This is a genomic window from Geomicrobium sp. JCM 19055, from assembly GCF_000698185.1.
GTDB classification, from domain to species: domain Bacteria; phylum Bacillota; class Bacilli; order Bacillales; family Marinococcaceae; genus Geomicrobium_A; species Geomicrobium_A sediminis.
This window is the reverse complement of the sequence record NZ_BAXL01000002.1, coordinates 68428-90818: the sequence shown is the minus strand read 5'-3', so window position 1 is coordinate 90818 and position 22391 is coordinate 68428. Positions and strand designations below refer to the sequence as shown.

The window sequence follows — 22391 nt, the reverse complement described above, 5'->3', positions numbered from 1 at the left end:
GTCCCATCCTTCAAGAATGATCCGCTCCGCATTAAAACCTAAGTAAAGCGCGCAGATGACGGTTAAAAGAAAAGCCGTGATATCGTAGAATCGAACCTTCGTATCGCTCTTCCGGCTGGTAGAATCAAAAACGAAATCGACATAAAAATTGCGATGATGTAATAGAGATACTCATTTGCGAGCGGAGCAAAACCTAAGAAACGCAAATAAAACACTTGATTGATTGTTAAAAGAATTCCGATCACCGTTGCGATAATAACAACCCAGACCCATGTCCCTGTTAGTCGCTTCAACCGAAGCACCCCTCTCCTATGCCGTGCTTACTCATCAAGTACTGCTTTCATTTCAAGCCATAGTTGTTCATGCTCTTCGGTTGTTAGGTTCTCGGCTTCTGCTACTTGCTTTGCGTCTTCCCAAATCTCATTTAATTGTTCTTCTCGTTCTAATAGATTGTTGTTCGCTTCTTCATATTCTTCACTCCAAAGACCTGCTTCTTCGAAATATTGAATGGATCCTTCATGGAATGGTACCCCTGTATCAGCTGGATTCATAATGACTTCATCCGGATGATACGTCCACATGTTGGAGGTCGCATTTTCATAGTTTTCGTATTGCTCGATCAATGCCTTCGTAAACGTATAGATTGCTTCAGTCGAAGCTTCTTCATATGTGGCAAAGACGTAACCGTGACCCAAGACTTCATTCATCCCGTCCATACCAGCACCGTTATCTAATTCTCTAGGAAAAAAACCAATCAGCTACTTCGGCTGACTGTGCCCAGCGCTCTTCATCGTCACTTGGCATTTGCAACCAACGAATGCCTCCTAAACTATCAGCCTCAAACATTCCACCAGCTAATGGATTGATCGATGCAACGTCAATTTCCCCTTGAATGAGTGCTTCACCTTGTCCACCGTATGAGTTAATATCAACAATTTCAACGTCTTCTCGAGACAAGCCCCCAAAACCTAGGATCGCTTCCGTCTTAATATTCACTGAATTGTTTCCGGGAATCATCGGTACGCGAAGCCCTTCTACTTCTTCAATCGATTGAATTGGTGAGTTCTCACGTACGGCAAAACCAAACGGTGAAATTGGTGCCCATATCGTTCTCATCGGTTGTGGTCCCCATCCTAAATAAAAGAACTCTTCTGTTGCTTCGAACGAGAATTTTACTTCATCGCCGATCTTTCCGAGTAATGCATCTCGGTTGTATAATGGCATCATCCTTCCGACACCACTTGAAGAAGGCAACATACGGATTTGCGTGCCATATTCCTCTGTCATCTCATTGGCAACAGCCGCCGCTTCCGCATATCCCCCTGAGTTAATGTCATACACACTCCAAACCATCGTTTCAGGAATTTGTTCTCCTGCAGCACCTACGGTCAACGTTTCAGGACTTGCCCTCGGATTATCACAACTAGTTAGTAACACAAGACCAACGAGCCCCGTCAAATAAAGGTACGACTTGGACATCTACAACACCCTTCTCCCCGTAATTAAACTATTTTGAAATCGCTTACATGAATTTTATATACAAAACTTTATTTTGTCAATAAAATCTGACAATTAAATAAAAAAGTGTAGCGTTTGATCGCTACACTTCTGTGGTTTTCCATATCGTTTGTTCATTATGCTACATTTAGTAATACGTTCATAACATTCACTTCGCATACTTTTTCGCTAAAACGACGCAAAGGACGACAGCGACATTGACGATCACAAGAAGCAATCCAATCGTTTCTTGTAATAATACTGCTGCAATAACCAAGCCGAAAAACGGTTGCAACAATTGAATTTGGCCGACTGAAGCGATGCCTCCGATCGCTAGACCTTGGTACCAGAAGACAAACCCAATATACATACTAAAAAAACGAAACGTAGAAAAGACTAACGTACGTTTCTACTTGCAGTTCCATCATTGAGCTTGGGAATAAGAGGAGCGTAATGACGAGCATAATAGGAAAGCTGATCAACAACGCCCAAGAGATGACTTGCCAATTCCCTAATCGCTTAGACAGAATCGCTCCTTCGGCATACCCTAACCCACAGACGATAATGGCGAGCAACATGTATCCATTGCCGTGCATCGACAGATCACCATTTGAGAACAGCGCGTACCCGGAAACAATACCACTACCGATTATAGAGAATATCCAAAATAGTGCATTCGGACGCTCTCCTCCACGAATAACAGCAAAGATCGACGTACATAAAGGCAATAACCCTAAAAACACAATCGATTGCCCTGCGGTGTTGTGTTCAAGAGCAAGCGCTGTAAGAAGTGGAAATCCAATGACGACTCCACCTGCTACAATGATGAGTGAAGCGAGATCCGTACGACGAGGGAGTTTTGAACGAAACAGCAGTAACGCAGCCACCGCTAACAGACTAGCAATAACCGCTCGAATCGCTGTTAAAAACAACGGGTCAAGTTCCATAACTGCAACACGAGTGGCTGGGAGTGAGCCACTAAAGATGATGATCCCTACAAACCCGTAGATCCACCCTTTCGCACTTGAGTTCATGTGACATCCTCCTGTTCAACACGACCGTGATCAATACGCAAACCAAGTGTATACTGGATGAAACAGAACGAAAAAGGTCACTTGATTACTTTTTTTTGCACGTCAGTTTGAGAGGAGCAAGCACGATATGGATGTCACGCCATTTCTAGATCGAGAATCGACGATCCCCTTATACCAACAACTGATTGACTATTTCAAAAACAACATGCATGACGGGGCTTTACGTAAAGGAATGAAGCTCCCTTCAAAACGATCATTATCAAACAAATTACACATCAGTCAAACGACCGTCGAACGATGTTACGAACAACTGCTTGCTGAGGGCTATATTCGAAGTCGACCACGAAGTGGAATGTATGTCGATTACGATGCAGTCAATCGTCTACACTATAAAGGAAGTCAGGGTGTCCGATCTCCTAAACATCCAGCTTCAACCGTCATTGACTTTCATTATGGACATGTGAGTTCAGATGATTTCCCGTTACATTCATGGAAGAAAAGCCTTTCCACAAGTTATGATTTTCATTTAGATCGTCTGTGTAAACCAAAAGATGAATTTGGCGAGTATGCATTACGTTCATTGATTGCCGATTACGTCTATCAAACGAGAGGGGTGAACACGTCAGCAGATCATGTGTATGTTGGCTCGACAACGTCCTATTTATTGACATTACTTTGCTACGTGCTTGAAGAATGTCAGCGCGTTGGCTTTGAAGATCCTGGCTATCCGAGATCTCGAGAGATTTTCACACTACTAAAAAAAAGTAGTTGTACCGTTGCGGGTCGATCATAATAAAGGGATACAGGTGGGCGACATTCATTCAACAAAACCCGACCTTATCTATGTTACGCCTTCCCACCACTATCCACTTGGATCTCGGATGACGCTTCAGAAACGAGTAGAGCTACTACAGTCTGCTGAAGATGTTGACGCATACATTATTGAAGATGATTATGACAGTGAGTTTCATTACACGACCGAACCTTACCGTCACTGCACGCACTCGCGAAGCGCGACAATGTGATCTATATGGGAACCTTCTCAAGGTCTTTCCTGCCATCCTTGCGTTTAAGCTATATGTTTCTTCCCAAATCACTGCTCCCACACATGCAGAAGCTAACCTTACTCTACAAACAAACGGTGCCTGCAAGTCAGCAACTCGCTCTCGCTGACTTTATGGAACGACGTGAATGGACGATTCATTTAAATAAAATGCGCACAATGTATACGAAGAAAAAAACAGTCCTTCTGAATGAACTTGAACACACATTTGGTGACACGATTCACATTCATGGTCACCTTGCAGGACCGAGAGTTTTAATTGATGTCTTGTTAGATAAGGGAGAAGCGCAACTCATTGAAGAAGCGAATGCAGCGGGTGTCAAAGTATACCCAACCTCACCCGCATACGTAAGCGACGCTCCGCCAGCAACGTTGCAACTTGGATTTTCTGGACTAACGATCGAAGACATTCAAAACGGAATCCAGTTGTTGAAAGAAGCTTGGGTACGGTAAAAAGGTTGCTCATCTGAGCAATCCCAGGCTGTTGAGAAACTTAAACGTACCAAAAGTGTACTCGAACATGAGTAAGCGGCTTCTGTGGCTACGCTTGCCGCGGGCGTTGCCTCAGCTATCGTGCTTCGCACGATGATCTTTGGCTAACGAATACAGGAAGTTCAACAGTCATTGCTTATAGCAATGGTGTCGAACCAACCTGCTTTGCAGGCCGCCGCAGGCGTCTTCGCCACGACAGCCACTTTTATACGACAACAAAAGCAAAAGTAAAATGTATAACTTTAATACTTTGAAATCTACAAGTTCATTAAGCCTCTACTTCATATATATAAGAACAACACTTTTTCGACACTATGAGGTTGCTCAGATGAGCAACTTCTTTCTATACAAAATGCAACTACATCCAACCGTTTGTAAAACTAGCTAACCATGTTGATAATATTTGAAAGTAGCCACTAATTAATAGAACACCGAGCACGATTAACAAAACCCCACTTGCCTTTTGTAACGTTGGCAGGTAGCGGTTTATCGTACTTAATCGATTAAGGGAATTCGAGAATAGCAAAGCCACGAGTAAAAAAAGGGATACCAAGACCTAAAGAATAAAGTAATAACATGCCGACACCAGCAAACATATCACCCGATGATTGACTTGAGGCAAGCGCAAGAACAGAACCTAGAACCACCCCAACACACGGTGTCCACCCTGAAGCAAAGACGAGCCCAAAACCGAACGATCCGAGAAAACTCGTGGAGCGTCGCGGCTTCCCAATACGCTTATCCATCAACAACGCTCGAATTGAAATGAGCCCAGACATTTGGAGCCCAAACAGAACAATCAAGATCCCTCCAAGTTGTTCCAACAACCCAGAATACATTCGAAATGCTTGTCCGATAAAGGTCGATGCAACACCCATCAATAAAAAAAATGACGGTAAAGCCGAGAATGAACCCAAAACTTCTCGAGAGAATGATCCGCTTTTGCGTTTGTACCGATGATCCAGAAATGTTACTCCCAGTTAATTGAGCTAAGTATGCTGGTACTAAAGGAAAAATACACGGCGAGAAAAACGAAACCATTCCAGCAACAAATGCTAGTCCAGCTAAACCTAACGTGACACTCTCCATTGACTTCCCTCCATCCTCTTTTGTTACTACTAGCTTACTTTTAAACGGAAGCCAATAAATGTCGTAATACTAAAAACTTTATGAACTTTAACAGGCTAATACTACTAGTATGGAGCTAACAACCCTAGCCATATACACAGTGCATGTAAGTTTTACTGACAAAGCAGTCACATCATCAGCATTGCAACTTCTTAATAGGCGTTCTCTTTAATAGAAAAAGTCGACTTTAATTGTCCAGTTTCCTAAAATAGATAAACAAACCAATTAACGTAAACACAATACTAATAGGTACCATTAGAAACAGATTTATGATCGAAGTGATCACAGCAGATTCCATCCATACCGCGTGGCCACTTGCCCCACTCACCACCTGAATCGGAACAATCGTAATTATTAACACGCTCGTTAGAAAACCAAGCCCGGCATACAGCACACGTTCCCGTCGCCACGGTTTCTTCAAAGTAGCATAAAGGATCGCAGCGGTTAGGAAGATCCATGGCAATAGCAGAAGTCCAACAGATACGACACTTGCAATGTTCACCCGATCATCTCCTCGATGATAATGACATTGTTCCCTTTACAATTGTATTGCCACACAGTATAACAGATTCAGTCTAACCTACGAAAAAAAAGAGCTGAACATTCTCAGCTCTTTTTCAATTTAAAATCAAATTGGCATACGCCTTCTTTTAGAATGAATTTGGGATGATCAACTTCGAAGTCTTTGTTGTATCCTTTTGCAATGGACGGATCAATCATCTCACAATATAAAATGCCATACTCATGCATATTTTCGTCTGCCCACTGTTGTCCGAATGGGCATTTCGTAAACGTTTGATCAATGTTCTCAGCATGAATGGTCGTATCGAATTCAAACAAATCGCTACGTCCCATATCATAATTCGATAGATAATGTTCAATCGTATTGTCATAACCCATGTGTGCAGCACGGTTCGCAATGTTTCCGCCTCGTTGAAGTCCGAAGCGTCGAACGCCTTCTCGAATCGCGTCCTTACCTTGTTCTCCGAATTGATCGACGACTTGTTTCGCAATTTGAGCGAACCATGTAGCCATCCAAGGATAAATGACTTGGTCATCCAACTTCTCCGTTGTTGGCTGCTCGCTTTCTGATACATAGTCAAAAAGAATATGTTCTTCTCCTTCATGACGAGCACGTTCTGCAATGCTTTTCGCTCGTGCCAATCCGAAAGACTCGGTTCCTTTTAGAATGAGTGTTTTTGCTTCGTCTCCAAAGGACTCTGTCACGGATTCATGTAAATAAGTCACAAGACGAGCGGTAATGCGATACATCGAGTGGTGCGCTAACGGGGTTTGTTCACTCATGCGAGCCCTCCTAGTCAACATTTTCTAATCCAAGTATAACAAAACAGATCAAATTAGAGGGAATTCAATTCAGATTATTTTTTGGAACCGATCGAAAATAGATGACTCGCAGAATAAATCACATCAATGACGACAACGATCATCCAAACGGAAGAAATGGCAAGAGCTGTTTCATTCGCATAAGGCGAGTCTTCATAGTCACCAGATGAAAACCATTCACTAAAGTTCCCGAGCGCCTCGCCCCATTCTGCCACAGGAATTGGACCTTGTGACCAAAAGTACAGTTGTACACCTATGAAGATAAGGACGTGCAAAGTCGTGATCGTTATATCTTTTAGCGCAACGTAACGGGGGTTGCTCTGTTTTCTCATCGCTTCATGATCATGTTCTGTTAATAGATCCTGCCCACGGAAATTGCCAATCTTCATACGCATCCAGCGATCCAGTTTGCGAAAATCATTTATTCCAAACGTACAAGCATACAGAACAAAGACCGTAATAATAATCGTAAACGTCGATATTTCACCTGTCTCGCGGTACACAACCCATGCAAGTAATGCCTGAAATACTGTCATCGCTACAAATAAGACCAAAAACAAAAGGCTCATGGCTTTCCGTTGAAAGAAATATCGCAAAAGACCAAATGCCAATAACGAAATCCAACTCAGAATTTCTGCACCAATAAACGCTTCCCACTGGTAATTTAATAGAAATGAACTCATCATTGATTTCCTTGCTTTCTACGAAGGAATACCTTAAATCCAACTCCCCATACCGCAACTAGCGCATAAAAACTTCGTTGCAAGAGACCACCAATCGGGAAAAACACGGTCAGCATCATTCCTACAAAGATTAAGATCATCATCCAAAAAATCGACCAGTTCCACACTTTAGCAACGCGTACCCGCTTTGCATAAAAGCCGATCACAATTGGCACAAAGAACATCGTAAGCGCCGGGATCGTATGTGCCACAAAATTTACGTCTGCTGGAACCAATCCAGAAATGATTGCACCGATGGCAAACAGCATCAGTAAGACAAATGGAAGACGTTCGGACACAAAACGTCGCAATGCAAGTGCTCCGACAACGTAAGCGACACCCGATAACGTGAACAAAGCGTTAACGATGACATGATGAGGCGAGCAAATCATTAATGAATGAACTAGCGGATACGCATTTTCCTTACAGACGGTCACACCAAGATCACTCATCGGTTGAAGCATAGGATTATACGGCACGGGTGAGGCGGCGATGGCGATCGGTTCATACAAAAGCGGAACTATGGAGAGGATCCATGCAGTAATTCCAATCCAATACAATCGGCTCACATTACATCCATCCTTTCTCTTCCGCTACGCGGACCGCCTCATGACGATGGGTAACATGCAACTTCTGTAGAGCAGATGACAAGTAATTTCTAACGGTTCCTTCGGATAAGTGCTTGGCTTGAGCAATCTCCTCAGTTGATAAGCCTTCTTTTACCGCATGTAAAAGCATGATTTCACGTTCATTTAACGGATTAGTCTCTAAGGAGAAGAGCAACGGTTGTAAGTCCGTTGAAACGACTTGTTTACCAGAATCAATCGTCTTAATTGCGTCAATTAAGGTGGCGATCGGTTCGTCTTTTAACAAGTACCCATCCACTTTTGCCACCATGGCTTTTTCAATATATCCAGGTCTAGAGAATGTTGTTAATAGCACAACTTTGCCTGAGTACGTATCGCTTTCTTTTAACTTTTCCGCTACTTGAATGCCGGTAAGACCAGGCATTTCAATGTCGAGTAACGCCACGTCCACCTTCTCAGTGGTCGCAAGGTGTAGTGCTTCACTTCCATCACCGGTCGCGGCAACAACTTCAATCTCTTCCGATACTTGAAGTAAAGATTGGAGAGCGTCGCGAAGGAGAACTTGATCTTCAGCGAGTAATAGTCGAATCATCGTTGTTCCTCTTTTCCTACGAACATGGTTAACATCACAATTGTTCCTTTCGGTGATGAGTGAATACTTGCCTTTCCTTTTGCCAATTTCATTCGCTCCCGAATGGAATGCAAGCCATTTCCATGATCTGTCATATGTTCTTCAAATCCTATGCCATTGTCAGTTACACGGGCGATCAACTGCTCCTCATCATAGTGAAAGGACACGCATATTCGCTTTGCGTAACTATGCTTATACGCATTTACTAATGCTTCTCGAAGTGACTGAGCAACCATCGTTTCAATAACTTCACGAAGTGATGGAATCTCTTCAATTCCTTCAACTGTAAATTCCGTATCATTTGTCGCAAACAGTTGTTTTGCATGCGCCATTTCTTCTGTAATCGATGTATAACGAAGGGTTGTCACGACCTCACGCACTTGTTTGGAAGCAAACGCGTCGTCTGCAGCACGTCATTCATTTCGATTTTCGCACGCGCTGGCTCGCGGTCGATATAATGCAGTGCGAGTTCACTTTTCACTTTCATCATCGTGAGCGTATGTCCCAACGTGTCATGCAGTTCTCGCGCAATCCGGTTTCGCTCTTCTTCTTGCACATACACATCCAACTGAGACTTCGTGTCTTCCAATTCCTCTCGCAATTCTTTTGCCCGAATGACCGAACGTGATACGTAAGGAATTAACAATTGAATGAGCAGCACCGGAAAGAGCACCGTCGTAAAATACGAACCATCTGCGGAAGGGACGGCGATCAAATAGACAATGATATGTGTGATAACTAGAAGTACTTGTTGAACAAGCAAAGTCGGTACAATTGGCACTTTTTTTATGAAAATCTGTAAAAAAATATCATGAATAACAACAAGTAATAATGCAGTGCAACACTAAAATAAATAAAAAGGATAAAAGCAAGCGCACTAAACAAGATATATCGCACATCAAAATACCAAAGCGTACCTAAATAAAGTGCCAAGATTGCAAGAACAACAGCAATCCGCAAAACCAACGAAACGTCATTGTCATACGTCAAAACGTTAAAAAAAGAAAAACACAATGCTCACGAGTTCCAAGACGAGAAAACGCTTTGCATAATCCGGATAGAATGAAAAGCTCATCACCTTAAGCCCCTTTGACTAGTCTCTTACCATTGTAGCGAAGTCTCTAGAAGAAACCTATTCACGTTTGTCACCTCTTCAATGTGACACGTGTCATCACAAAGAAACCTAGGCGTGGCAATCGTCGCCTAGGTTTATTGCCTTATGCTAAGCATGGTCTGCTTGATTCTCTCCGCTGTTAACTTGCTGAACAGCATTCACGACTTTTTCAGGATGATTCTGAGGAATCATATGGCCAACACCTTTCAATATGGATAATTCTGAATTTGGCGTTTCCTCAACCAACCGCTTTGCCATAGCTAGCGTATTAAAAGGGTCAAGCTCTCCAACAACAGCAAGGATCGGGGTATGAATCTCAGAATAGGATTTGCTGTTGTGAAGCGCACATTCTGGAAATAGTAGAACATCTTCTCGATTAGCTTTGAACTGCTTTGGTCTCCCCCATAAGTCTAGAAGAGTCTGTTCATAACCAACTGATGCATGCTCTGGCTTAAATGTTTCAACTACGGTTACTTTGCCCATCTTCTTTGCAAGCGGCGTTGCTAACAATGTATTCATAATTAGCGAACCGATCTTTCGAGTGGTTACAATCTTTGAAAGCAGATCACCATTCTCAGCAGGGTATCCTTCTTTGTACATAGCCGCTCCAAGCGTAACAATTCCTTTCACATCATCTGGGAATTGTTGCGCATATGAAAGTACTAATGCCCCACTCCATGAATGACCTACTAGTGTAACTGGTGTATGTATCCCAAGCTGTTTTATAGCTTCATGGATTATTTTTGCTTGGTGATCAGGAGTCGTTCTCCCCTTTGGACGATCGCTATGTCCATATCCCGGTCGATCAAATGCAATACATCGGTAACCATTCTGAGCCAAAAGAGGCAGTACCTCTTGAAAATCGATACTTGAAATGACCCCACCATGTAGCAAAACAAGCGGCTCCCCGTCTCCTTCACTAATGTAGTGCAACTCTAAACCATTCACTCCCACAAATTGACCTTTAGGAGAATTTCTTTTTTCAATTGCTTTGAAATGTTGTTGATTGTACAACCAAAGTAGACCGACACCAATTAGTATAACGAATACAAGACTAATCCCTAACATACTATACCCCCTTGTTTTTAGAAGTTATGACTCGTGTTAATGTTGCTGCTACCGTATCTGCAAGAGCAAGCAACGAGACCGTATGAGGAGCTACTAACCACATGAGAACAACACCATTAATTAAGCCATGTACAGTTACAGAAAGATGCTCAATATCCACTTCTTCAGATAGCTTTCCTTCTTGCTGTAAAGTACGAAGTACTTGTGCAGTACCTGAAAAGAGTTTAGAAAAAGAGTGATCTAGCCTTTCTCGTACATGCTCTTCCCTGCGCCTTGAAATAAACTCATAGATTAATGTCGGTGGATTATCGATACACGATTGAAATTGAACACGCAACATGACACGAATTGCTTCCTCGGGGTTAGTCTGGTTGAATACTTTAGCTAAGGTCATAGGAATTTCTTGTAATAACCTATCTAGCACTTGATCCATAAGCTCAATGAAGACGTGATCTTTATTATTAAAATGCCAGTATATTGCGCCTTTCGTCATTTTAGCTTCTGCACTTATATCATCCAAAGTTGCTTTGTCGTAACCAAGCCGCTTAAAAACAACTTCTGCTGCATGTAACAACTGCTCTCTTGTTCCTAAATGCTTACTTTTGTGCCGCAATGTTTCATGCATCATTTCTTTGCTTCCAAAGTGACGCTTAACGGTCGTCCAATGAACTTCCGCTTCCTTAGCAACCATTGCAAAAGTCAATTTATCTACAGGATTATTACTTACAAGCTTGATGGCTGCATCCATCACCTTATCGTGACTTTTCATGATTTCTCCTTCTATAACATGATAAAAGCATACTAATGAGTATGCTTTTATCATACCAATACTTGAACAGGCCGTATAGTTTTTTATACATAAAAAAAAGCATTCCTATTATGTTAGGAATACCAATGACTAGACTTTAAGAAATATCGACTTAAATAGAAATGCAAAGTGGATGTAATTTGTCGTTTTAAAAATAAGACACACGATAAGCAAGCGGGCCGCTGTTCATTAGTATGTACCTACCCAGAACGCATAAGCTTCTTAACAATATCCTTAATACCAATGCGTCGGCCGCGCAAGATGATCTGGGATAACCGTCGCTTGATCACCTCTTGCAGCATTTAACTGAGATTGTGTAAGAAACAACGCTTCACTTAGATTTGCGCCATGAAAATGGGCATTACGCAAGTCTGCTCCGAGAAAATCGACTCGCCGTAAATCACTCTTCGTGAAGTTCGTAGCAATCATGAGTCGTCCTCGAAAGCTCTCGCCATACAGGTTCATGTTGCTTAAATCGGCTTCGATGCAATCGATTCCTTTTTTTATTTAACAAACGATTCATTTGTCTTTTCTTCGCACGGTAGGCAATACTCGCTTTCTCTAACCAACTACTAACGTTTAATCGATAATAAGCAACATCAATCGTTAACATATCCGTCGGTGATTGCACAGTTAGCTCTTCAATCTGTTTATACTGATGCTCTAGCTCAGTGCGAAAAGACGAGACCTCGTCTAGTTGCAGACATTGGTGTAAGTAAACGAGCATTTCGTGAAGTTGCTGCACGATTGGAAAAACACGAAACATTCCTTCTGCTGTTTGGGGGTTTCTTCGCCAATCTTGTCCATCATAGATCTGTTGAGAAACCTTTTGCCCCGCTCCAAAACATTCGTAGGACACACATCCACGGAAGCCTCGTTCAGCTAATTGATCATGAACCGAGCAGAGAAAGTTATCATTAAGGTTACGACAAGGCTCGCCACTTGCCTTGTCGTAAGGGAAATCAGCAGATTGACTATATGGTAGTGCAACACAACATAACCCAAAGCATTGAAAACAATTCGACTGTAATTCTGTTTGCACACCGAACACTTCCCTCTATTATTTGAACCAACCTTTTTCTTTAAAAAGCGAAATCGCCTCTATGCGATTGCTTACGTTTAACTTCTCATAAATCACGGATACGTAATTTCGAACCGTCCCTGTTTTTATGTCTAGAAGATCGGCCACTTCTTTTGTACTTTTGCCTTCAGCAATTAACGAGATCACTTGCCCTTCTCGTTCTGTCAGAGGATTAATATTGCTATGCATCATATCCATTAACTCTGGAGCGTACACCTTACGGCCACTCATAATCGTTCGGATCGCTCTCGCCAGCTCATCACTTGGACTATCCTTTAACAAGTAGCCGCTTACGCCTGCTTCGCGTGCATAGTTAAAATACCCGGTTCTTGCAAAAGTCGTTAGCACGATGATTTTGCACGTTTCGTCTTTTAGAGCTTCGGCAGCTTCAATCCCCGTCATAAGTGGCATTTCAATATCCATAATGCAAATATCAGGTTGATGTTCTCGAACCAATTCCACCGCCTCATGTCCATTCGTTGCCTTGCCAATTACGGTCATATCTTCTTCCAACTCTAGCAACGATGCCAAAGCCCCTAAAAGCATTCCTTGATCTTCTGCCAACACAATCCGAATCATCTGAGCCCTCCTTCAGTTTGATGGATAATCCTCGGTATACGAATGACTAGCTGCGTCCCTTGCTTCGAGTTCACATCGAGCTTGCCATTCACAAATTCTAACCGTTCTTTCATCCCTTTCATACCACTCTTCTTATCTGATGGGGTTTCGGGCTTGATACCAATTCCATCATCTTGGACAATCATTCGCCACTCATCTGGCAAATTGTTTAATTGTATTTTACAAGTAGAGGATTGACTGTGTTTCACAACATTTGTCACGGATTCACGTAAACACATACAAAACACATCTTCAACGAGTAAAGGGAGCTGCTTAAGCGTTTGCTCTCCAGAGATTTCACACTCAATCTGACTAAATGTTAACAGCTCTTGCACACGAATCATTTCGTCTTCTAACCTTGCCGTTCGCATATTTGAGACGATCTCTCGCACTTCACTTAATGCTGTTCTCGACGTCTGATTAATATCATCAAGTTCCTGCTTTGCCAAGTCTGGTTTTGTACTCAATAACTTACTTGCAAGATCACTTTTCAACCCGATTAATGATAACTTCTGCCCAAGTGTATCATGCAAATCACGAGCAATTCGTTGTCGCTCTTCCATGACCATCAGTTGAGAAATTCGTTCGTTGGCATCCCTTAACTGGCCTTCTAGTTCTTCTCTTCGATTACGGTGATAGATGGTAAAAGGTAGTAGAATCACACCGAGTATTCCCAACACATTAAAAGGGATTTGAGCAATAAAGATTTCACTATGAATGAGAAAACCAGTAATAAATGCAATAACGGTTGTCGAGAGATGAACCACATAAAGACTAATAAACCCTGCTTTGCTTTTCACATTGCCTATAAAGAACGCTATAAACAATGCAAAATATACAAACCCAAAGTAAATCGTCATGCCTATGCTAATGACCATTTCAAAGCTAAGCGCGACGTAAACCGTCCATCCTTGTTTCACAAAGGAAAGTCGGTAAATCGTAAAAAAAACAATATAAGTACCGTGACCCCAACAATAATCTCATATAACGTGGACGACCGAATAATAAAGTAAAAAGGCAAGATACAAAAAGCAATCCACGCATATAAGCTTAAGCCTGTATTCTTTGGGAAAATATGAAACCAATGATACAAGTGAATAACCCCTTTTCTTCGATACTCGTTATGACGAAGAAAAAAGCTCTCAGTCAGGAGAGCTTTCATTAAAATCTCTGTTCAACTTGCTTGGATTTACTCTTTAAACTAGCTGCCACTTGCGGACGATGTGATTGTTTCATCTCTTTAAAAGTCACAAACGTCTGATTCTTTTCATCATATAACCGAAATCGAATCGATTCAAGACTCTTTTTGAGCGTAATCGTCGTTGCCGTTTGCAAAGGCGGTGTATTGTCATGTGTTTTCTCTAAATGATAGTTTGGAACTTTCGGACTTAAATGGTGCACATGGTGGTAACCAATGTTCCCCGTCATCCATTGAATGACTTTCGGGAGTTTATAGTAAGAGCTACCATCAACAGCCGCTTTTACAAAATCCCATTCATCATCATTCTCATAGTAGGAATCTTCGAATTGGTGTTGAACATAAAACAACCAAATGCCTGCAACACCTGATAAATACATAATGGGTAGTTGGACGAGTAAGAACGCTTGCCAACCGATCAATGAAATCATGACACCATATACGAAACAATGCACACATTTGTTAGATACGTATTGTACTTCTCTTTACGCTTAGCGCCCTTCTTGTTAATCCGATTATCGACGAGAAATAAATAGAGTGGTCCTAACCCGAATAAGATTAAAGGGTTTCGGTACAACCGGTATTTCAATCGCTCAAACTTAGTCGCTTCCTTATACTCATCAATAGTCATAACCCAGATATCACCAACACCACGCTTATCAAGGTTCCCACTCGTCGCATGATGAATGGCGTGGCTATGTTTCCATTTTTCAAATGGAAAGTGTGTAAGCACCCCACATACATTTCCTACAATTCTGTTCCACGTTCGATTTTTAAAGAAGCTTGCATGTGTACAGTCGTGAAAGATAATAAAAATCCGTACAACAAACCCTGTAGCAATTACTGAAAAAAAACTAGACTTAACCAAATTGAAATGCTTAGACTTTGATAAGCCAAGAACCAGACAAAAAGAAATGGCAACAATGTGTTCACTAATTGAAAGATGCCGACTTTCGTATTGGACGTCGCATATGGTGCGACACTCTGTTTTAGTGCTTTTTGTTTTTCCCTGCTCATGTCTACCCCACCCAACCTCACTGAATACGTTCAGTGTAGCGAACCGTTTCAAGTTAGGTAAGACACACGTGTCACAACCCACCCATGACAAGTGTCATAGGTAAGACGTTAATCGAGAACAATCCTGGTGTTCTAAGCCCTCTTATTTACTAATGAACGGTCTCCCACAAGGGGTTCGGGAACTCGTAAACGAATACCCTAACTATACGCAATCACTCTTACAATTTTTCACTCTAATACGATATGTAGATTCACTCTCTTCGACGCTTTTCGTTATGCTAGCCTTTCAATTTTTAACTTAAGATAACTTCGATCATCGTACGAGATTCTTCCATTTGTCACACCTTTAACACTTTTGTTCGCACGAATACACAACGGATCTTCTTTTATGCTTTTAGCAAGAACAGCTTCCGTTGCTTCTAGTGTCTCTTCAAGCTTCGGATAGCCATCGGATGCGAGAATAAGAGTAGTCGGATCATCTTTCAGAGCTCGTTCTACAATGCTTTCTTGATGTATAGGAAAGCCGTTAATGACACTATAAGAATAAGGATTGTTAGGATGACCGTTTTGAAATTGATACTGAGATTGGATAAGTGGTTTGATCAATTCAAAGCTTTGATCATCTTCTTGAATTTGAGCTTCTGTTTTACCCATAGCTCGTTCAGCCTCGACAACTAATGCACGGGCGTTAGCTGTAATTTGATCTACGATCTTTTGGTTTTGAACGTGGCGTCCGTTAAGCAAGCATTGTGCGTCTCCAATTGTCCATACTTTTCTATGGTGGTGACTATACAGTACCATCGTTGCTGAAAGCTGTAGGTAGGGCTGTTCTTGAACAACTTCTAACATGTTGTACTGTCTATAAAACGCAATAAAACGACGATTAATCAGCTGAATAATCTCACGAATTCCTTCATGCCCTGCTAGGGTTTGAATCGTTTCAGCAACGAGTCTTGCTGCGTGTTGCCCTGGTGTTTGGTCATTGATCTTACGACCAGAGACATTCGTTGCCCCATCAATGACTGCAGCAAACGATTCTGTCACGACCGTTACGTCTTCCATGTCAGATGGATTTCCTGTTTTTGAGCATTGATACGATTCAAGGACGGTAATCATGACCATTCCTCCGTTCTCACTTCAACGATTTCACCATTTTCACAACCTCTTCTTCGAACCCTAAACGCTTGTAAAATTGCACAGCCCCTTCATTTGCCTTGAACACATCTAAAACGAGTTGAGAGAGGCCTCGTTCAATGCACCATTGTTCTGCTTTTTTCATTAATTGTTTTCCTACCCCGCTACCTTGAGCTTCTGGGGTAACCGCAATGGCTGAGATGTATGCCACGCTTTCATTTGTAAAGAAATCTCGTTGTTCAGCCAATTCGATATATCCTAGGAATTGTTGTTCTTGTTCTGCTACATAAATATTCGAAGCATTTTTTACCGATGATTCTGCAAGCTCCATCTGCTTCTCGTACATTTGTTCAGAATCGCGATGAGGCAACAACTCAAATTCCAAAAAAACGTTCAGCTAGCGCTTTAATCTTTTCTTGATCTGCTTGCTTATATGGTCTGATATTCATGGTCAACATTCCCTTCTACACGTTTTCTAACGTAGCATTGAATCTTTTGAATCACAACACAATTGATTCAATAATTGGACTTTTTCAATTCCTTTCTTTATACTTCACCCATTAATGAAGAATAAAGGAGTGAGTGTGATGGATACACGAGAATTACTTCTTACCCAGCTACAGGCGATTCACAACAAGAGCGGTTGGTTTGTGTCGATGAATGAAGCATTAACTGGTGTTACCGAAGAAGAGGCGCTATGGACGAATCATCAGAGTGCCAACACAATTTGGGGAACGGTTAATCATTTACTTTATTACAATCGTTCTTATTTGAATCGTTTTAAAAATCAAGGAGGTTCACCTTATTCGATCGATTCAAATGATGAGTCTTTTGATAACCATAGTCATGATTCTTGGGAAGACACGACTCGTGCGTTTGATACGTTGATGACAGAGTGGACGGATGTTGTTCGCTCTTCTAGCGAAGAAACACTCAATGAGAAATCTCCTGACTTGACCCATCTAACCATTCACAACGCTTATCATATTGGTCAAATTGTTGACATCCGAAAGCAACAAGGAGTTTGGGACGACGAACTTGGCGTTGATTAATTCGGATTGTTCATCATCAATACGTTTTCATATTCTTAGATTAGGGAAACTGACGGACACGATGGAATAAGCAAAGGAGTTCTCACAATGAACACGGATTATGATGTAATTGTCGTCGGGGCAGGTACGATGGGGATGGCTGCAGGCTACTACCTTTCAAAGAAGAATGTCCGCACGTTACTCATCGACCAATTTGACCCTCCCCACGAAATGGGAAGTCATCACGGAGAGACGAGAATTATTCGCCACGCTTTGGGAGAAGGAGAATTTTACTCCCCTCTCGCTCTTCGAGCACAGGAACTGTGGGAAGAGTTAGAAGAGAAGTCTGGATATGAACTATTTCGCAACACAGGGTGCTAGCTTTTGGACCTAAAGGTGCTTCGTTTATTCGCGAAACGATCAACAGCGCCAAGAAGCACAACATTCCATATCAACTGTTAGATCATGAGCAAATTCACAATCGTTGGCCTGGCATCGAAGCACCTGAAGGTTATGAAGGTTGTCTTGAAGAAAATGCTGGCATGTTATATAGTGCGAACTGTTTGCGAGCGTTCAAAAAGATGGCACTCTCTGAAGGAGCAGAGCTGTTAACGAATACGAAAGTGACTGGAATTGATGCTGAATCCGGTACGGTAACGACCGATCAGGGTAGCTATTCTGCCAAGACAGTCATCGTTAGTGGTGGCGCTTGGAATACAGAACTATTCCAACAGCTTGATCTGCAGATTCGTATGCAACCGACCCGACAGACAAATGTCTGGTTTGAACCTGAAGAGGATCTATATCGCGTCGAGGATTCTTTCCCCATTTTCTTTGCTGATTTACCAGACGGAGAATATTACGGCTTTCCAATGATCGATGGAAAAGGTGTAAAGTCAGGTCGTCACGATCACGGTCCTGATGTGGACCCATCGACGATGGATCGCACATTTGGCACGTATCCTGAAGATGAACAAGACCCACGCCAATTTCTTGATCGCTTTTTACCTAAAGCTGCTGGTCCGTGCAATGATGGAAGAGCGTGTATGTATACGCGTACGCCAGATCACGACTTTATCATTGACCACCACCCCGTGCACCATTCGATTGTGTTGGCAGGTGGATTCTCAGGGCACGGTTTCAAGTACGCACCGGTCATTGGAGAAATTCTCGCTGACCTTACCTTAACAGGTGCAAGTAACTTTGATTTGGCACCGTTCTCGGTAACACGCAGTGCACTCAACACGTATCAAAAATAACTTCGGCCACACAGTTTATCCTGTGTGGCCTTTCTTTATGGTTGACGTAGAATCTTCTCCATTGCTTTGCCCTTCGCTAATTCATCGATCATTTTATCGAGATAACGGATTTCCTGCATCATCGGCTCTTCAATCTCTTCCACGCGTACACCACAAACGACACCTTTGATGAGTGCTCTTGATGAATGTAATTGTGGAGCTTCATTGAAAAACGTTTCAAAATCGGTTTGATTGTCGATTTGTGCTTCAAGTTGCTGCTGACTGTATCCGGTTAACCAACGAATAATTTCATCGACTTCATTCTTCGTTCTGTCTTTTCTTTCAGCCTTCTTAACATAATGAGGATACACACTAGCAAAGCTCATCGTATAAATTTTATGTTTCGTCATCACGATCACTCCAATCCTTTATGAATCATTAAATACCATCAGCTTTGTTTAACGAAGCTTCTCTTCTCGTGATTGTATCACAATTAATTTATTGAAAATAATATATTCACTTTCATTTATATAATCATTTACTTATATATAAATCTTCAATTATAATCGTAGTCTAAAGGAGGAAGAAAATGAACCAATCTTATCGTTTAAGTTCGGAAGAAATTGCTACCTATGCGAAAGTCATGAGCGATCCGACACGATTGTTAATTATAAAGCTCGTATCTAAAAAAGAATATTGCGTCTGTCAGTTTGTCGAGATGTTTGAAATGAGCCAGCCGTCCATCAGTCAACATCTAAAAAAACTAAAAAGCTTTGGTCTTGTTGAGGAAACAAGACGAGGGCAATGGCGTTTCTACTCATTGAACACCGCTTCTGATGCAATCGGCATTGTTCATGCCATTATTAATCAAATTTCAGATCAAGATGAGCGTTACATCGAGCTCATCAACAAAGAACGCCCAGTTGATTGCGGCTAGAAAGGAAGTTTAACACGTGTCCTCTGTGATTTTGGCTTCATTAATTTTTATTGCGACACTTGTTCTCGTTATTTGGCAACCGAAGAATTTAAACATCGGTTGGTCCGCCTGCGGAGGTGCGGTGATTGCCTTGCTTCTTGGCGTCGTCTCCTTTGGCGATGTGATTGAAGTGACGAGTATTGTCTGGAATGCAACGTTAACGTTTATTGCTATTATTATTATTTCTTTAATCTTAGACGAAATTGGTTTCTTTGAGTGGTCTGCCCTACATATGACGAAGGCCGCTAAAGGAAATGCGGTTCTTATGTTTGTGTATGTGTGTATTCTCGGTTCGATTGTGGCCGCTTTCTTTGCTAACGACGGAGCTGCGTTGATTTTAACGCCGATCGTGCTTGCGATGGTTCGCTCGTTGAACTTTAACGAGGCGATGGTCTTTCCATTCATTATCGCAAGTGGCTTTATTGCCGATTCAACTTCCTTGCCACTCATCGTCAGTAACCTCGTGAATATCGTGTCTGCTGATTATTTTGGGATCGGTTTTATTGAATATGCGACACGAATGATCGTGCCAAACTTTTTCTCATTAATTGCAAGCATTCTAGTCTTGTACCTTTATTTCAGAAAAAAAGATTCCAAAACGCTATGACCACGACAAACTGCAAGCTCCGAAAACGGCGATTAAAGATCAGAACATGTTTCAATTGTCGTGGTGGATTCTAGGAATTTTATTAGTCGGTTACTTGGTCAGTGAATTTTTACACATTCCCGTTTCAATCGTTGCAGGGATTATTGCCTTGATCTTCTTAGGCATTGCAAGTCGAAGCCCAGTCATTCAGACTCGCTCCGTACTAAAGGGTGCGCCGTGGAACATTGTCTTCTTCTCCATCGGGATGTATGTCGTTGTATTCGGGCTACAAAACGTTGGGCTCACCGATGTATTGGCTTCTGGACTAGAAACGATTGCAGAACACGGTGTGTTCGCTGCAACAATAGGCATGGGATTTATCGCAGCGATCTTAAGTTCAATTATGAACAACCTGCCAACCGTCATGATCAACGCAATTGCTATTGATACGACGGCAATGACGGGACTTATGAAAGAAGCGCTCATTTACGCCAATGTAGTCGGTTCAGATTTAGGTCCAAAAATTACACCGATTGGTTCATTAGCGACGCTTCTCTGGTTACATGTGTTAACCCAAAAAGGGGTAAAGATTTCTTGGTGGACGTACTTTAAAACCGGAATCGTCATTACATTGCCGGTGCTGTTCATCACATTACTTGGACTATACCTCTGGCTTATGATCATTAGTTAAGGAGCTTATGATATGAAAAAGAAAACTCTATATTTCCTTTGTACTGGTAACTCTTGTCGCAGTCAGATGGCAGAAGGATTTGGGAAGCAGATTCTTTCAGATGAGTGGGACGTTTACAGTGCCGGAATTGAAGCACACGGACTAAATCCCAACGCCATCAAAGCGATGAATGAAATCGAAATTGATATTTCAATCCAAACCTCTAATCAAATTGATATGGAGCTTCTGCAAAACGCTGATCTCGTTGTCACCCTTTGCGGCGACGCAAAAGATAAATGCCCAATCACTCCTTCTCACGTCAGACGTGAGCATTGGGGCTTTGACGACCCAGCAAAAGCCACAGGCACAGATGAAGAAAAGTGGGGAGTTTTTCAGCGTGTTCGTGACGAAATTCAAACACGAATTCATGAGTTCAAAACGGGGCGAAACTAGCCTCGTTTTTTATTACCTAAGGTTCAATATTCAAACAATCGATATTGAGAATCATTATCATTTGTTGTATACTAACTACTAAAGAGTCATATCACGGTTTAAGGGGATCTGATTATGCAAATTTACTGGACGAAAATAAATAAGATTGTCGAAGAAACACCTGAAGTTAAAACATACTTACTCGACTGCCCTGAGGATTTCACTTGGGAAGAAGGAGCTCACACTCACTTCGCATTCGAAGGATTTAATGCTGGTGAAAAACCAAATCGTAGCCTCATCCGCCATATGTCAATTTCCACTTTGCCACACGAAAATTCGATCGGTATTACAACGCGAATCAAGGAAGAATGTTCGGAATTCAAATCAATTTTACGTAACCTTGACGTTGGGCATGAAGTTGCGATCTTTAAGACGCATTCGAATATTCCACTTAGAAGAGATGACAAAAACGTGTACCTCTTATCCTCTGGTGTTGGTCTAGCAACGTTCAGACCACTTTTACTTGATTATTTCGATCGCGCAGACAACGTTAACCACATCCATTCCTTGAACATCGATTCATCGAAAGATTACCTATTTACGACGCTATTTGAGCCGGCTCCTGATAAAAAAATTCACGTCGCAATTCGTCGATAACCGTCATGATTATTATGAAGAAGTGAAGAATCTTTCTGCAGACAAAGATGGTCTTTTCTACGTTGTTGGCAGCGATGAGTTTCTTACAGAAAACATTAACGTATTACTCGATCATGGGATTAGCCCTGAACAAATTAAACTCGACAAACATCAAATACAACTTGCTGAGTTTTTAACGATTGAAGCTTAACTAGTTGAATGATGCGAGGCACAAGCGAGGTATAACAACCTACTTGTGCCTCTTTTTATGATAAGCTTCAAGTAA

The 22391-nt window shown here is 41.8% G+C and carries 29 protein-coding genes and 4 pseudogenes; 10 read left to right on the top strand and 23 right to left on the bottom strand.

Annotated elements, in window-relative coordinates; all coding sequences use genetic code 11:
* Positions 1–62: 62 nt before the first annotated feature.
* The 4 genes and pseudogenes from JCM19055_RS22460 to JCM19055_RS02770 form a co-directional block, all read right to left on the bottom strand.
* Complete coding sequence (locus JCM19055_RS22460; protein WP_052365824.1) at positions 63–293, bottom strand: hypothetical protein; 231 nt, start codon at positions 291–293, stop codon at positions 63–65.
* A 27-nt stretch (positions 294–320) separates the two neighbouring features.
* On the bottom strand, positions 321–707 hold the full coding sequence (locus tag JCM19055_RS02780; RefSeq protein WP_193745272.1) for a TAXI family TRAP transporter solute-binding subunit: 387 nt from the start codon (positions 705–707) through the stop codon (positions 321–323).
* A gap of 31 nt (positions 708–738) precedes the next feature.
* Complete coding sequence (locus JCM19055_RS02775) at positions 739–1479, bottom strand: TAXI family TRAP transporter solute-binding subunit (protein WP_042358422.1); 741 nt, start codon at positions 1477–1479, stop codon at positions 739–741.
* 187 nt (positions 1480–1666) lie between these two features.
* Positions 1667–2531: pseudogene (locus JCM19055_RS02770) on the bottom strand (DMT family transporter).
* Positions 2532–2658: 127 nt separating this feature from the next.
* On the opposite strand from JCM19055_RS02770, the gene JCM19055_RS22455 reads away from it, so the two are divergent.
* The 3 genes from JCM19055_RS22455 to JCM19055_RS22445 are packed head-to-tail and all read left to right on the top strand — an operon-like array spanning position 2659 to position 4047.
* Entirely contained in the window at positions 2659–3324 is a 666-nt protein-coding gene (locus JCM19055_RS22455) for a GntR family transcriptional regulator (RefSeq protein ID WP_052365823.1), read from the top strand.
* On the top strand, positions 3308–3556 hold the full coding sequence (locus JCM19055_RS22450; RefSeq protein WP_152549713.1) for a hypothetical protein: 249 nt from the start codon (positions 3308–3310) through the stop codon (positions 3554–3556). The genes JCM19055_RS22455 and JCM19055_RS22450 overlap by 17 nt, the downstream gene beginning before the upstream one ends.
* A gap of 5 nt (positions 3557–3561) precedes the next feature.
* On the top strand, positions 3562–4047 hold the full coding sequence (locus JCM19055_RS22445; protein ID WP_152549712.1) for a hypothetical protein: 486 nt from the start codon (positions 3562–3564) through the stop codon (positions 4045–4047).
* Positions 4048–4589: 542 nt separating this feature from the next.
* Here the strand turns inward: JCM19055_RS22445 and JCM19055_RS31120 are convergent.
* The 18 genes and pseudogenes from JCM19055_RS31120 to JCM19055_RS02690 all read right to left on the bottom strand — a co-directional run bounded on the left by JCM19055_RS31120 (position 4590) and on the right by JCM19055_RS02690 (position 16921).
* Positions 4590–4925: a cytochrome c biogenesis CcdA family protein gene (locus JCM19055_RS31120; protein ID WP_370542972.1), complete on the bottom strand. Its 336-nt coding sequence runs from the start codon at positions 4923–4925 to the stop codon at positions 4590–4592.
* On the bottom strand, positions 4825–5175 hold the full coding sequence (locus tag JCM19055_RS31115; protein WP_370542962.1) for a cytochrome c biogenesis CcdA family protein: 351 nt from the start codon (positions 5173–5175) through the stop codon (positions 4825–4827). The genes JCM19055_RS31120 and JCM19055_RS31115 overlap by 101 nt, the downstream gene beginning before the upstream one ends.
* A gap of 226 nt (positions 5176–5401) precedes the next feature.
* Complete coding sequence (locus tag JCM19055_RS02755) at positions 5402–5716, bottom strand: hypothetical protein (RefSeq protein ID WP_042358421.1); 315 nt, start codon at positions 5714–5716, stop codon at positions 5402–5404.
* Positions 5717–5820: 104 nt separating this feature from the next.
* Entirely contained in the window at positions 5821–6519 is a 699-nt protein-coding gene (locus JCM19055_RS02750; RefSeq protein ID WP_042358420.1) for an L-2-amino-thiazoline-4-carboxylic acid hydrolase, read from the bottom strand.
* A 74-nt stretch (positions 6520–6593) separates the two neighbouring features.
* Positions 6594–7241, bottom strand: a complete 648-nt coding sequence (locus tag JCM19055_RS02745; protein WP_042358419.1) for a hypothetical protein — start codon at positions 7239–7241, stop codon at positions 6594–6596.
* Positions 7241–7849: a DUF998 domain-containing protein gene (locus tag JCM19055_RS02740; RefSeq protein WP_042358418.1), complete on the bottom strand. Its 609-nt coding sequence runs from the start codon at positions 7847–7849 to the stop codon at positions 7241–7243. The genes JCM19055_RS02745 and JCM19055_RS02740 overlap by 1 nt, the downstream gene beginning before the upstream one ends.
* A gap of 1 nt (position 7850) precedes the next feature.
* A complete protein-coding gene (locus tag JCM19055_RS02735) occupies positions 7851–8459 on the bottom strand; it encodes a DNA-binding response regulator (RefSeq protein WP_042358416.1) in 609 nt (202 codons plus the stop codon).
* The gene (locus JCM19055_RS22440) at positions 8456–8878 is read right to left on the bottom strand and encodes a sensor histidine kinase (protein WP_265181697.1); all 423 of its coding nucleotides are present in this window, start codon (positions 8876–8878) and stop codon (positions 8456–8458) included. The genes JCM19055_RS02735 and JCM19055_RS22440 overlap by 4 nt, the downstream gene beginning before the upstream one ends.
* Positions 8863–9261, bottom strand: a complete 399-nt coding sequence (locus JCM19055_RS22435; protein WP_052365819.1) for a sensor histidine kinase — start codon at positions 9259–9261, stop codon at positions 8863–8865. The genes JCM19055_RS22440 and JCM19055_RS22435 overlap by 16 nt, the downstream gene beginning before the upstream one ends.
* Before the next feature lie 459 nt (positions 9262–9720).
* Entirely contained in the window at positions 9721–10680 is a 960-nt protein-coding gene (locus JCM19055_RS02725) for an alpha/beta fold hydrolase (protein ID WP_042358414.1), read from the bottom strand.
* A 1-nt stretch (position 10681) separates the two neighbouring features.
* On the bottom strand, positions 10682–11449 hold the full coding sequence (locus JCM19055_RS22430) for a TetR/AcrR family transcriptional regulator (RefSeq protein ID WP_052365818.1): 768 nt from the start codon (positions 11447–11449) through the stop codon (positions 10682–10684).
* A gap of 273 nt (positions 11450–11722) precedes the next feature.
* Positions 11723–11953 (bottom strand): pentapeptide repeat-containing protein, encoded by a 231-nt coding sequence (locus JCM19055_RS31110; protein ID WP_370542961.1) that lies wholly within the window; start codon positions 11951–11953, stop codon positions 11723–11725.
* Positions 11889–12530: a hypothetical protein gene (locus JCM19055_RS02715; protein ID WP_370542960.1), complete on the bottom strand. Its 642-nt coding sequence runs from the start codon at positions 12528–12530 to the stop codon at positions 11889–11891. Before JCM19055_RS02715 ends, JCM19055_RS31110 begins: the two co-directional genes overlap by 65 nt.
* An 18-nt stretch (positions 12531–12548) precedes the next feature.
* A complete protein-coding gene (locus tag JCM19055_RS02710; RefSeq protein WP_042358413.1) occupies positions 12549–13148 on the bottom strand; it encodes a response regulator transcription factor in 600 nt (199 codons plus the stop codon).
* The gene (locus JCM19055_RS02705) at positions 13145–14107 is read right to left on the bottom strand and encodes a sensor histidine kinase (RefSeq protein WP_370542959.1); all 963 of its coding nucleotides are present in this window, start codon (positions 14105–14107) and stop codon (positions 13145–13147) included. The genes JCM19055_RS02710 and JCM19055_RS02705 overlap by 4 nt, the downstream gene beginning before the upstream one ends.
* A gap of 241 nt (positions 14108–14348) precedes the next feature.
* Positions 14349–15402, bottom strand: a pseudogene (locus JCM19055_RS02700) (fatty acid desaturase).
* Between the two features lie 273 nt (positions 15403–15675).
* The gene (locus JCM19055_RS02695) at positions 15676–16518 is read right to left on the bottom strand and encodes a hypothetical protein (protein ID WP_052365817.1); all 843 of its coding nucleotides are present in this window, start codon (positions 16516–16518) and stop codon (positions 15676–15678) included.
* Between the two features lie 16 nt (positions 16519–16534).
* Complete coding sequence (locus JCM19055_RS02690) at positions 16535–16921, bottom strand: GNAT family N-acetyltransferase (protein ID WP_052365816.1); 387 nt, start codon at positions 16919–16921, stop codon at positions 16535–16537.
* 202 nt (positions 16922–17123) lie between these two features.
* On the opposite strand from JCM19055_RS02690, the gene JCM19055_RS02685 reads away from it, so the two are divergent.
* From JCM19055_RS02685 to solA, 3 genes are all read left to right on the top strand, one after another.
* Complete coding sequence (locus tag JCM19055_RS02685) at positions 17124–17588, top strand: DinB family protein (protein WP_042358412.1); 465 nt, start codon at positions 17124–17126, stop codon at positions 17586–17588.
* 87 nt (positions 17589–17675) lie between these two features.
* Positions 17676–17948: an FAD-dependent oxidoreductase gene (locus JCM19055_RS31105; protein ID WP_370542958.1), complete on the top strand. Its 273-nt coding sequence runs from the start codon at positions 17676–17678 to the stop codon at positions 17946–17948.
* Positions 17942–18826 (top strand): N-methyl-L-tryptophan oxidase, encoded by an 885-nt coding sequence (gene solA / locus JCM19055_RS02680; RefSeq protein WP_370542957.1) that lies wholly within the window; start codon positions 17942–17944, stop codon positions 18824–18826. Before JCM19055_RS31105 ends, solA begins: the two co-directional genes overlap by 7 nt.
* 35 nt (positions 18827–18861) lie before the next feature.
* On the opposite strand, the gene JCM19055_RS02675 is transcribed toward solA, so the two are convergent.
* Positions 18862–19215, bottom strand: coding sequence for a DUF2200 domain-containing protein (locus JCM19055_RS02675; protein ID WP_042358410.1), 354 nt, complete (start codon positions 19213–19215; stop codon positions 18862–18864).
* Positions 19216–19394: 179 nt separating this feature from the next.
* Between JCM19055_RS02675 and JCM19055_RS02670 the strand changes: the two genes are divergently transcribed.
* The 4 genes and pseudogenes from JCM19055_RS02670 to JCM19055_RS02655 all read left to right on the top strand — a co-directional run bounded on the left by JCM19055_RS02670 (position 19395) and on the right by JCM19055_RS02655 (position 22316).
* A complete protein-coding gene (locus tag JCM19055_RS02670) occupies positions 19395–19742 on the top strand; it encodes a helix-turn-helix transcriptional regulator (RefSeq protein WP_042358408.1) in 348 nt (115 codons plus the stop codon).
* Between the two features lie 16 nt (positions 19743–19758).
* Positions 19759–21058 (top strand): annotated as a pseudogene (locus JCM19055_RS02665) (arsenic transporter).
* Positions 21059–21070: 12 nt separating this feature from the next.
* Positions 21071–21490, top strand: a complete 420-nt coding sequence (arsC, locus tag JCM19055_RS02660) for an arsenate reductase (thioredoxin) (protein ID WP_042358406.1) — start codon at positions 21071–21073, stop codon at positions 21488–21490.
* Between the two features lie 114 nt (positions 21491–21604).
* A pseudogene (locus JCM19055_RS02655) lies at positions 21605–22316 on the top strand (dihydropteridine reductase).
* Positions 22317–22391: the final 75 nt, after the last annotated feature.